The organism is Corynebacterium sp. CMW7794, from assembly GCF_001563605.1.
Classification (GTDB): Bacteria; Actinomycetota; Actinomycetes; order Mycobacteriales; family Mycobacteriaceae; genus Corynebacterium; species Corynebacterium phoceense.
Window position 1 is genome coordinate 215,072 of record NZ_KQ961714.1, and the last position, 11,105, is coordinate 226,176.

The following is an 11,105-nucleotide window of genomic DNA, read 5'->3' on the forward strand; positions in this document are numbered from 1 at the left end:
CCGCGGCGCGTGAGCGCCACGAATACCTGTTGCCTAGTAGTCAACTTCTCCAGACTAACGTTTTCCCGCGCGATTAGAAACATGACGTGCATATAAATGCGTCACACCGGACGCGGTCTGCGGATCGGGTAGCGTGGGGCGGGTGTTACACAACGTTATCGCCGTATTCTTCGCCTTGGCGTCGGCGATCGTCGTCGCATGGGGCACCGTCATCCGCCACCGTATCGCACTCGAGGCCTCCGGGGCGGTCATGCGCACCGCCATGGGCAATCCGTTGTGGTGGGTAGGCACCGGCGCTGCCGTGCTTGCCTATGCCCTCCAACTCATCGCGCTCGCGTTCGGTACCCTCCTCGTCGTGCAGCCCGTGCTCGTGCTCTCCCTCATGTTCACGCTGCCCCTGTCCGCGTGGTACTCCAAGCGCCGCATGCCGGGCCACGAGATTTTCTGGTGCGTGGCACTCACCCTCGCCGTGGGCATCCTCGTCCTCTACGGTCGCCCCCGGGCCGGCGAGGATAATCCCACGTGGTCGGACTGGTGGCCAGCCCTCCTCGTCGGCGCGGTCCTGCTCATCGGCTTAGCCATCGCGGGCGTGCAGTGGCACAAATACCGGGCGCTAGCCTTCGGCACCGCCTGCGGCATCATCTATGGCTACGTCGCGTTGCTGGCGAAGGGGGCGACAACCGAGCTCACCCACGGGGGCATCAGCAGCCTGCTCACCTCGTGGCATCTCTACGCGCTCATCGCGCTCGCGGGCACCGGCACGGTGGTTCAGCAGTATTCCTTCCACGCCGGGCCGCTCACGCACTCGCTGCCCGCGATGACCATCGCGGAGCCCATCCTCGCCTTCGGCATGAGCTACTGGGTGCTCGGCGAGAAATTCTCCGTGTCCTCCGCCGCGGGCTGGGCAGTCATGGCCACCGCGCTCGCAGTGATGATTCTCGCGACCATCGTGCTCGCGCGCGTGCCGGTCGGGCCTAGGCCAGCTCAGAGCTCAGTTAAATAGCCCACTCGAAAACCACCAGCATGTAGGCGCTCACCCACGCCCCGAGGAGTGCCCACGCGCCCACCAGAGTCCAGGCCACCGCCGGGCGCAGTAAACGCACCGCGCACACAGCCCACGGCATGAGCACGAGGGCGGCGGGCAGCAGCAGGCGCGGGCGCGAGTGCATGAGGCCATCGGAAAGCAAAATATTGGCCTCGAGCGCCGCTGCGAAGAGCCACACGGGCGGATCCAGGCGCCGCCACGCGAGCGCCAGGCACACGGGCGCTGCGATAATGACGCACGTAGCAAGCAGATAGCCCACGTTTTCGCCCGCGGTGAGCGTGTTCCAGACCCAGCGCGCCGTGGCCAACCCCATGTCGAACTCGGAATGCCAATTCTCCCGCTGCAGCGCGAAGTAGCCGCGCGGCAGGTGCGCGTTGGCCCAGATGAGGAACCCCAGCAGGCCCAACGGGGAGACCGCGACGCCCACCCAGGCGCGCCACTCCCGGCGCGCGGCCCACACGACGTAGACGAAGAACGCCGCCACGAGTGGTACCGCCGTGAGTCGCACGAGGCCCAGCGCGCAGACCATCGCGCCGGCGGTCAGCCACCGCCGGTCGACGAGCGCCACGAGCGCCCAAAACGCCAAAGCCCCAAAGAGTGCCTCCGTATACGGCATGGTGAACACGATGGACAGGGGCGCGCTCGTCACGACCGCCGCGGCGGCCAGCTGCCCGGCGCGCCCGGCGCCCCTGCGTTGCGCGAGCGCCATAACGCCCGCGGTCATCACCACCGTCAACACGACGTTGAGCGCGATGCCCGCCGCCGCCGAGCCACCCAACACCCGCAGCAGCAGCGGGAACGCCGGGAAGAAGGCGAAGGATTCCTCTTGCGCGTAGCCTTCGGAGGCAATCCGCAGGTAGTGCTGCGCGTCCCACGCCACGAGCTGCTCCCCCAGCGGCTTGCCATTCGCCGCCGCGAGCACCGCAAGCACGGCCACGCGCAGCACCGTCAGCACGCCAGCCAGCGCCGCCGCATCCATCCAGCCGCGCTTGCCGATGCCCCCGTGGGTTCCTGTCGCCTCGATCGTCACCCCAGGCACTTTACCCGCTTCTCGATCATCTCACTACGTGAGATTTCTTGCCACGACGTGAAACGTAGGGTAGTCTGCGCCACATGACGATCGCGCGCCTTCTCCTTATCGGCCGCGGCGGGATTTAGGCCCTTAATCCTTGTGGGGCCGGCGCCCGTCGCGGATATTTCGCCGCGCCGGCCTCCCCCACACCTTTCAACCGATAGGATTTAAGCCATGTCCCCGAATGACGCATACATCTCTGCACCCCGCGAAATCACGACCCCGGCCGGCCCGGCGCGCGACGGCCAGCCCGCCTGGAATAAGCAGCGCGGCTCCTCCATGCCGTTTCACCGCTACCTGCCCTTCGAGCAGGAAGTAGAGGTCGTCGACCTGCCAGACCGCACCTGGCCGTCGAAGAAAATCACCCACGCCCCGCAGTGGTGCGCGGTCGACCTGCGTGACGGCAACCAGGCACTCATCGACCCGATGAGCCCGCAGCGCAAGCACCGCATGTTCGACCTGCTGCTCAAGATGGGTTACAAGGAGATCGAGGTCGGCTTCCCGTCCGCGTCCCAGACGGACTTCAACTTCGTGCGCGAGATCATCGAGCAGAACAAGATTCCGGACGACGTCACCATCCAGGTCCTCGTTCAGGCCCGCGAGCACCTCATCCGCCGCACCTTCGAGGCCTGCGCGGGCGCGAAGAACGTCATCGTGCACTTCTACAATTCGACGTCCAAGCTGCAGCGTCGCGTCGTCTTCCGCAAGGACAAGGCGGCCATTAAGAAGCTGGCCACGGACGCCGCAACGCTGGTTAAGACCATCGCCGCGGACTACCCGGACACCAACTGGCGCTGGGAGTACTCCCCGGAGTCCTACACCGGCACCGAGCTGTCTTTCGCCAAGGAGGTCTGCGACGCCGTCGTAGACATCATGGACGCCACGCCCGAGCACCCCATGATCATCAACCTGCCGTCCACGGTCGAGATGATCACGCCCAACATCTACGCGGACTCCATCGAGTGGATGCACCGCAACCTGGAAAAGCGCGACTCCATCATCCTCTCGCTGCACCCGCACAACGACCGCGGCACCGGCGTCGCCTCCGCCGAACTGGCCTACCTGGCCGGCGCGGACCGCATCGAAGGCTGCCTGTTCGGCAACGGCGAGCGCACCGGCAACGTCGATCTGGTCACCCTGGGCCTCAACATGCTCACCCAGGGCGTCGACCCGCAGATCGACTTCTCCGACCTGCCCACCATCCGCGAAACCGTCGAGTACTGCAACCAGCTGCGCGTGCCCGAGCGCCACCCCTACGGCGGCGACCTCGTCTTCACCGCCTTCTCCGGCTCCCACCAGGACGCCATCAACAAGGGCCTCGACGCCCTGGCCAACGAGGTCCGCCCCGGCGCCATCAACACCGAGGTCTCCTGGGACGAGCTGCGCGAGACCACGTGGGAGGTCCCGTACCTGCCCATCGACCCGAAGGACGTGGGCCGCGACTACGAGGCCGTCATTCGCGTCAACTCCCAGTCCGGCAAGGGCGGCGTCGCCTACATCATGAAGACGGACCACGGCATCAACATGCCGCGCGCCATGCAGGGCGAGTTCTCCGCCGTCGTCCAGGAAGTCACGGATTCCGAGGGCGGCGAGGTCAACTCCAAGAACATGTGGGACATCTTTGCGACCGAGTATCTGGACCGCACCACCCCGCTCGAGCAGGTCTCCACCTCCATCAAGAACGCGGAGACCCCGGACGCGGACACCACGCTCAACGTCGACGTCATCTACAACGGTGAGAAGAAGTCCATTACCGGCACCGGCAACGGCCCCATCGCCGCCTACGCGAACGCGCTGGAGTCCCTCGGCATCGACTTCGAGGTCATCGAGTACTCCCAGCAGGCCCGCACCGCCGGCGACGACGCCGAGGCTGCCTGCTACGTCGCCGCCGATGTCAACGGCTCCAAGATCTGGGGCGTCGGCATCGCCGGGTCCACTACCACCGCGTCGCTGCGCGCCATGACGTCCGCCGTCAACCGCGCCCTCGCGTAATTTCCGCCCCGCCTAGCGCCCTGGTTATCCTGACTTAAAAGGAAAGGGGCGCCATGGCGGACACGTACACAATTCCCGCGACGGGGCTGGGGGCCATCCGGTCCATCGCTCTCCACGAGCTCCATGGCCCTACCCTCGCGCGGCTTTCCGGCACCCAAGACCTGCCGGTCACCCTCCACGCCACGCCCCACGCGCTCCAAGCCCAGCTTGCCGATGCCCCCTTAGGCCTCCTCCCCGCCGCCGACCGCGCCGAATACCCCGAACTCGATTGGCTCCTGGACCAGGGCTTTACCCCGGAGGTCACCGCCCGCATCACGGTCGACGGCCTCGCCTCTTCCGCCGCGTTGCGCTTGCCCCGCCCAGGTCTTCTTCTGCCCGCAAACAACCCGCCGGCCCAGGCGTGGACGCTCCTGCCACCCGGCTCGCCTGCGGACGCCGTGACGCTCATGGACCTCCCGGACGATATCGGCATCGACAAGCGCTCGCGCCTGCAGCTGCTCACCCGCCTGCGCGCGCTGCCTGATGGCGGCGTCGAGGTCTACCTGGGCAATCACCTCGCGGGGCGTTTGCCCGATGCAGCGGCCGCGCGCCTACACTCCACCATCGTGGCGCACCGCGAGCACGGCGTCATCGCCGTCGCCCGCGCCTACTACGCCCCGCGCCGCGACGAGCGCACACTCACCCTCTACGCCGCGCCCGCGGAGTTCGACCCCACGCACGTCTCGCCTGCCTCCCCACACCAGGACGCGGCGAGCTCGTTTGAGACCACCACCTTCCTCGCCGCGCAAGGCCCCCGCAACGCGGACCTCGGTACTCCCACCGCGGACACGTCACGCACGTGGATCTGGTGGCTCGTTGCCGCACTTATACTGCTCTTGGTTTTCGCCGGCGTCGCGTGGTATTACGTATAACACCCAGCTGTTCTTTCCACTTTTCAAGCCTGAGAAAGATTAGAAAATACCCAAAAATTGGCGTAAAGTCTCAAAAGATAAGATGTGGTTCCTCTCTCCCGCGTCGTCTACGCACCAACCCAAAGGCAGTTAGTTATGAGTCATACTCCGTATGTGGTCCCTGACCACGGCTTTGGTGCTGCCCGCACGCTGCCCATCAACGGCATCGACGCCGAGGTTTTCGCTAATCTTCTCGGCTCCGCAGACGTGCGAACCATCTCCGTTATTTTGGGCACCCCCTCCGCGTCTGCGGATGACACCGTGGGGCTTACCGTCCGCCACGACGGCGTCCAGATCGGCACCATCGACGCCCACGACTCTGCCGAGTACACCGAACTCGACTGGATCCTCGGCGCCGGACTGTCCCCCGAGGTCTCCGCGCGCCTGACTCTCGACGACAACGGCTGGCCGCTCGCCTCCGTCGTCCTGCCCGCTCCCGGTCTGTGCGTGCCGGCGAACAACCCGCCCGCCGTGCGCTGGGCCATGCTCGATGGCGGCGTCGGCATTCCCGTCCAGGGCATTCCCACGTCGCTGGCGTCCTACCCGCGCGAGCCCCAGCACTTCCTCGTCACGCTGCGCGCCCGCCGCTTCCTCGGCCATCGTTCCGTGTCGGCCTACGTCGACGGCGCTTTCATCGGCACCCTCGCGCGCGAGGACGCACTCCAGCTTGCCGATACCATCATTTCCTACCACTACTCCGGTCTCGTCTCCGTCGCGCGCGGCTACTACAAGTACAACGAGGGTCACCCAACCCTGACCATCTACGCCGACGCAGAGGCGCCCGCCCGCAAGCACTTCGCCGCCGTCGCAGGCACCGCCGCCACGACCGGCATGGTTCTCTCCGCCGCCGCTGCCGCGCGCGCCGAGGCCGCCGTCCCCATGACGGGCTTCTTCACCGGCGGCGCTGGCACCGCCGCAACCGGTGCCTCCGCCGGCGCCACGCTTGCTTCCGTGACCTCGCTGGGGTCATCCGCCACGGGTTCGACGTCCGCGACCTCCACCGCTGGCGCATCCGCCGCCACCACCTCCGCAGCCGCGACAACTGCCACGACGACCGCCGCGACCACGGCCGCCGCCTCGGGCGTGAGCCTCCAGGCCATCGCCGCCGCCTCGACCGCCATCCTCACCGTGGGTGGCCTGGGCGTCGCGACGAACAACATCGTCAGCAACCAGCCTTCCGATGCCCCCCTCACCGTCGCGTCCGGCCCCTCCACCGCCGGCTCCGCGAGCGACCCCAACGGCGACGTAAACACCGACGCACAGGCCTCCGCGTCCTCCCGCGCAGACTCGTCTGCCGACTCCACAAGCACAAACTTCACGGACTCCGACTCCTCGGCCCGCACGAACGGCGATCGCACCGCAGGCCAGGGTTCCACACGCGAGGCCACCACGCGCGCAGCACGCTCCGCCGCGGCGAACGACGCCTCACGCCAGGGCGACGCTGAGACCGCCCAGTGCTCAGCCACCGGCGCCACCGCCACGGGCACCACCACGACCGGCACCGCCCCCCGCGGCACCGCACCAGCCGCCGTCAACCCGAGCGTGTCCAACCAGGACGCCCGCCCCGACACGAACTCCGGCATCTCGCTGGACGAACTGCGCCGCCTCACGCGCGACGGCAACCTCATCCTCGCCCAGGACGCCCCGTCCACCACCGCGGCAGCCAGCCCGACCACCACAACGACTGCGGCCTCCGCCCCCACGACCGCGTCCCCGCTGCCCAGCACCATCGCTGTGGCCCCCACCGACAAGGCTCTCGCTGCCCCCACGCCCACCTCCACCGCGCAGATCGAAGACACCACGATCGACTCCGGCGACGTCATCATCAGCGACGACAACGGCGAGTGGGCTTTCGACGTCGTCACGCCCGCGACAACCACGATGACGACCGTGGCCGAGCCGACGGACGCCACAACGACCACGACGGCCCCCGCCGCGACATCCTCTACCGCGACGTCGCCTGCCGAGGCCACGACCACCGCCGCCCAGACCTCGGCCGTCACGCCGACCGCCAGTGCTGCGCCGGCCACCGCGACGGCAACCACGACTGCCACGACCACCTCGGCCACCGCGACGGCAACCACGACTACGACGACAGCCGAGCTGACGGACGCCCCCGCGACGTCCCCTGTCGAATCCACGACCACCGCCGCCCCGACCTCGGCCGTCACGCCGACCACCACCGTCACCGCAATTGCACCCACCACGCCCACCACGGCAAAGGCGACCCCGACGACCGTCAGCTACTCGTTCCGCGACAACGACCCCACTACCTCGACGAAGACGACCGCCACCACGAGTGCGCAGCCGTCCACCACGGCCCCCGCCACGAGCGCACAGCCCACGACGGAGACCACGCCCGCCACGACGACCACCACGGCCGCCGACACCGCGGACAGGAACGCCGGCACGAAGGAATGCGGCACGGGCTTCTGGTTCACCACCATCGTCAACTGCATCATCATTCCGTTCTTCCGCGGCGCCGACGCGGCAACCACCACGGATGAACCCACCACTGAGGCCACCACGTTCGAGGTCATCGAGGACCCCGCCACGAAGTCCCCCACAGTGCTCGAACCGACGCCGCTCGAACCGACGCCCGCAGTCGAAGACACCCCGCAGGAACTCGCCGTCGAAACCCCGACCGAGACCGTCTCCTAACCCTCCTCTGGGCGAGTAGCGCACGGGATTCGAGTCCGCGTCCGTTAAACTCGGAACAATGACAGATTCCCCGCGCGAGCACGACCGGCTCACTGATATCGCGGACTACCCGTATGTCGCGGTGACCATCCAAACCACCGGCATCCATCCGTCGACCGGGCGCCTGCTCACCCTCGACGCCCTGACCTTCAACGACGCCGGCGAGACCGGCCGCGACTTCCACGCGGTCCTCAACCCCGACACCGACCGCGGCCCCCGCCACCAGCACGGCCTCGAAGCCGACGCCGAGGGCCAGCAGTTCTCCAAAATCCTCAAGCCGCTCGATCGGCTCATCGACGGACGCACCCTCATCGTCCACGACACCCCGTACACGTGGGGGTTCCTCGTCGCCGAGGCCCGCCGCGCCATGACCGCCGCCGCCCGCGCCAACCGTTCCCGCGGCCGCAATCGCCGCCGCCGCCAGCGCGTAGGCCACGTTCCCACGCCCGAGCGCATCATCGACACGCTCGCCACCGCTCGCCGCGCCGAGCAGGACTTCACCGACATCCGTCTCGCCGCCGTCGCCGGTCACGACGCCGCCGCGACCACCGAGCGCGCAGCCCAGCCCGAGGCCGAGACCTCCCGCGCCGCGACCCAGATGCTCATCGAGCTCTACCGTTCCCAGGACGAGCACTCGAGCTACGCCCCGGACGACCTGCGCGCCGACCGCTTTGGCCTGCAGCGCTCCGAGGTCCGCGTCGACGCCGCCCAGGCCCCGCGCCTGCATCACAACTCAGGCTTCTGGCGCCGCGGCGAACAGGTCCGCAAGGGCATGGAGTTCGTCGTCGCGCCCGAGACCCGCATCGACCCGGACGAGCTCATCGCCGCCGGCGTCACCGCGGAGCTCAACTACGTGGAAAAACTCTCGCGCGAGACCTCGCTCGTCGTGTGCAACCGCCGCCACGACCTCGTGGGCAAGGCCATGCACGCGCACCGCAAGGACATCGAGCTCGTCACGGACGAGGAGTTCCTCGAACTCCTCCAGGACGTCGCCGAGCCTGCCGATGCCCCCGAGCCCGCAGCGCCGTCCCAACACCCCATCCCCAATGCGAATAACCGATCGCGGTCCCGCAATGCGCAGGGCGGCAAGTCCGGCGGCAAGCGCCGCCGCGGCTCGCGCGGTGGCAATCGCCGGCGTCGCGGACGCGGCAGCAACAACCGGAATAAGAACCATGGCGGCAACGACAGCCAGAAGAAGGAGAGCTAAATGGGTGTCCTAGGAAAGGCGCGCACCGCGGTCGCGAAGACCGCAGCCAAGGCCGCGACGTACGCCTCGCGTGCGACCGGTCGCGGCGCGGGCGGCATGATCGGCGGCCTCATCGCCGGAGCCATCGACCCGCACATCATGGGCGAACTCGCCGGCGGACGTCCGTCCGTCCTCGTCACTGGCACGAACGGCAAGTCTACGACGACCCGCATGCTCGCCGCGGCCTTGCGCACCCGCTACACCGTGGCGACGAACGACGGCGGCGACAACATGGACGCCGGCATCATCTCCGCGCTCCTGGCGAGCCCGGACGCCTCGCACATCGTGCTCGAGGTCGACGAGCTCCACGTCCCCCACGTCGCAGACAACATCACTCCGCAGGCGCTCGTGCTGCTCAACCTCTCACGCGACCAGCTCGACCGCGTCGGCGAAATCAATAAGATCGAGCGCGCGCTACGCGGCGCCGTCGAGGCCCACCCAGACATGCTCATCATCGCCAACTGCGACGACGTCCTCATGACCTCCGTCGCCTACGACGCGAAGAACGTCATCTGGGTCTCCGCCGGCGCCGGCTGGCTCGGCGATTCCGTCACCTGCCCGCGCACCGGCGGCCACGTCGTGCGCACCGCGGACGACTGGTACGCCGTGAAGAAGCTGGAAGACGGCCGCGACTTCCGCCGCCCGACGCCGAGCTACACGGTGACGGACGCGGGCCTGGAGGCGAACGGGGGCATCGGCAAGCTGGAGCTGGCGCTTCCGGGCCGTGCGAACCGCGGTAACGCGGCGCAGGCCATCGCCGCCGCCGTCGAGGCCTTCGACATCCCGCAGGCTGACGCTACCCGCGCGTGCGAGACCGTCGACGACGTCGCCGGCCGCTACTCCACCGTGCGCCTCGACGACCACGAGATTCGCCTGCTGCTCGCGAAGAACCCCGCCGGCTGGCAGGAAGCGCTGTCCATGGTCGACCGCACCGCCGACGGCGTGGTCATCGCCGTCAACGGCCAAGTCGCCGACGGCGTCGACCTGTCCTGGCTATGGGACGTAAAATTCGAGGACTTCGACCGGATTGCCGTCAAGGCCGCCGGCGAGCGCGGCACCGACCTGGCCGTGCGCCTCGTCTACGCCGATATCTCGCACGAACTCATCCCCGACCCGCTCGACGCTATCCGCGCCTGCCCGCCCGGCCGCGTGGAGGTGCTCGCCAACTACACGGCGTTCCGTGATCTCCGCAAGGCCTTGCTCCGCGCGGCGAACCAGGAGGACAACAATGCTTAATATCGGACTCATTCTTCCCGACGTCCTCGGCACCTACGGCGACGACGGCAACGCGCTCGTCCTGCGCCAGCGCGCCCGCATGCGCGGTATCGACGCAGAGATTCACCGCGTGCTGCTCGGCGAGCCCATCCCGTCGACGCTCGACGTGTACACGCTCGGTGGCGGCGAGGATACCGCGCAGATTCTCGCGGCAGAGCACTTCATCAAAGACGGCGGCCTCACCCGCGCCGCGAACGCTGGGCGCCCCATCCTCGCGATCTGCGCGGGCCTGCAGGTGCTGGGCACTTCCTTCCGCGCGTCCGGCCGCATGGTCGACGGCCTCGGGCTTATCGATGCCACCACCGCCGGCCTGGCCAAGCGCGCCATCGGCGAGGTCGTCTCGAGGCCCACCGGCACCGTGCCCGGCCTCACCGATACGCTCACCGGCTTTGAGAATCACCTCGGCGCGACCATCCTCGGCCCCGACGCGACCCCGCTGGCGCGCGTGACGCGCGGCAACGGTAACACGGACTCCACCGCGGCAACCGCCGCCGGTGCTTCTGCCGACCAGGTCGGCACCGAGGGCGCAGTCCAGGGCTCCGTCATCGCGACGTACATGCACGGCCCCGCGCTCGCGCGCAACCCGCAGCTCGCGGACCTGCTTTTGGCGCGCGCGATGGACACGACCGTCGAGAAGCTCGGCCCACTCGACATTCCGGCCGTCGATCGCCTGCGTTCTGAGCGCCTGGCGTAAAACGGCATGCCGAATCGCCCGCCCCTCGGGGCGGGTTTTCGCGTGTGCGCGCCGTTAGCTATTCGTGCAGGGTAGGTCCGGCCCGAACTTCCGGCGTTTCCAGAACCGACCCTCGGCGTCTTTGTAATAGA

The 11,105-nt window shown here is 68.3% G+C and carries 8 protein-coding genes; 7 read left to right on the forward strand and 1 reads right to left on the reverse strand.

What is annotated here, in order from left to right; genetic code table 11:
* Positions 1–142 precede the first annotated feature (142 nt).
* On the forward strand, positions 143–1,003 hold the full coding sequence (locus HMPREF3227_RS02675) for a DMT family transporter (protein ID WP_066509944.1): 861 nt from the start codon (positions 143–145) through the stop codon (positions 1,001–1,003).
* Here HMPREF3227_RS02675 and HMPREF3227_RS02680 read toward each other — a convergent pair.
* Positions 996–2,075, reverse strand: a complete 1,080-nt coding sequence (locus HMPREF3227_RS02680; protein WP_231732306.1) for a mannosyltransferase family protein — start codon at positions 2,073–2,075, stop codon at positions 996–998. The two genes, HMPREF3227_RS02675 and HMPREF3227_RS02680, sit on opposite strands and share 8 nt — an antisense overlap.
* Before the next feature lie 216 nt (positions 2,076–2,291).
* On the opposite strand from HMPREF3227_RS02680, the gene leuA reads away from it, so the two are divergent.
* The 6 genes from leuA (at position 2,292) to HMPREF3227_RS02710 (ending at position 10,974) form a co-directional block, all read left to right on the forward strand.
* Entirely contained in the window at positions 2,292–4,109 is a 1,818-nt protein-coding gene (leuA, locus tag HMPREF3227_RS02685) for a 2-isopropylmalate synthase (protein WP_066509948.1), read from the forward strand.
* 53 nt (positions 4,110–4,162) lie between these two features.
* Entirely contained in the window at positions 4,163–5,020 is an 858-nt protein-coding gene (locus HMPREF3227_RS02690) for a hypothetical protein (RefSeq protein WP_066509951.1), read from the forward strand.
* A 135-nt stretch (positions 5,021–5,155) separates the two neighbouring features.
* On the forward strand, positions 5,156–7,720 hold the full coding sequence (locus HMPREF3227_RS02695; RefSeq protein WP_156452953.1) for a hypothetical protein: 2,565 nt from the start codon (positions 5,156–5,158) through the stop codon (positions 7,718–7,720).
* 58 nt (positions 7,721–7,778) lie between these two features.
* Complete coding sequence (locus tag HMPREF3227_RS02700; RefSeq protein ID WP_066489276.1) at positions 7,779–8,966, forward strand: hypothetical protein; 1,188 nt, start codon at positions 7,779–7,781, stop codon at positions 8,964–8,966.
* The gene (locus HMPREF3227_RS02705; protein ID WP_066489270.1) at positions 8,967–10,241 is read left to right on the forward strand and encodes a Mur ligase family protein; all 1,275 of its coding nucleotides are present in this window, start codon (positions 8,967–8,969) and stop codon (positions 10,239–10,241) included.
* Positions 10,234–10,974, forward strand: coding sequence for a type 1 glutamine amidotransferase (locus tag HMPREF3227_RS02710; RefSeq protein WP_066489261.1), 741 nt, complete (start codon positions 10,234–10,236; stop codon positions 10,972–10,974). The genes HMPREF3227_RS02705 and HMPREF3227_RS02710 overlap by 8 nt, the downstream gene beginning before the upstream one ends.
* Positions 10,975–11,105: the final 131 nt, after the last annotated feature.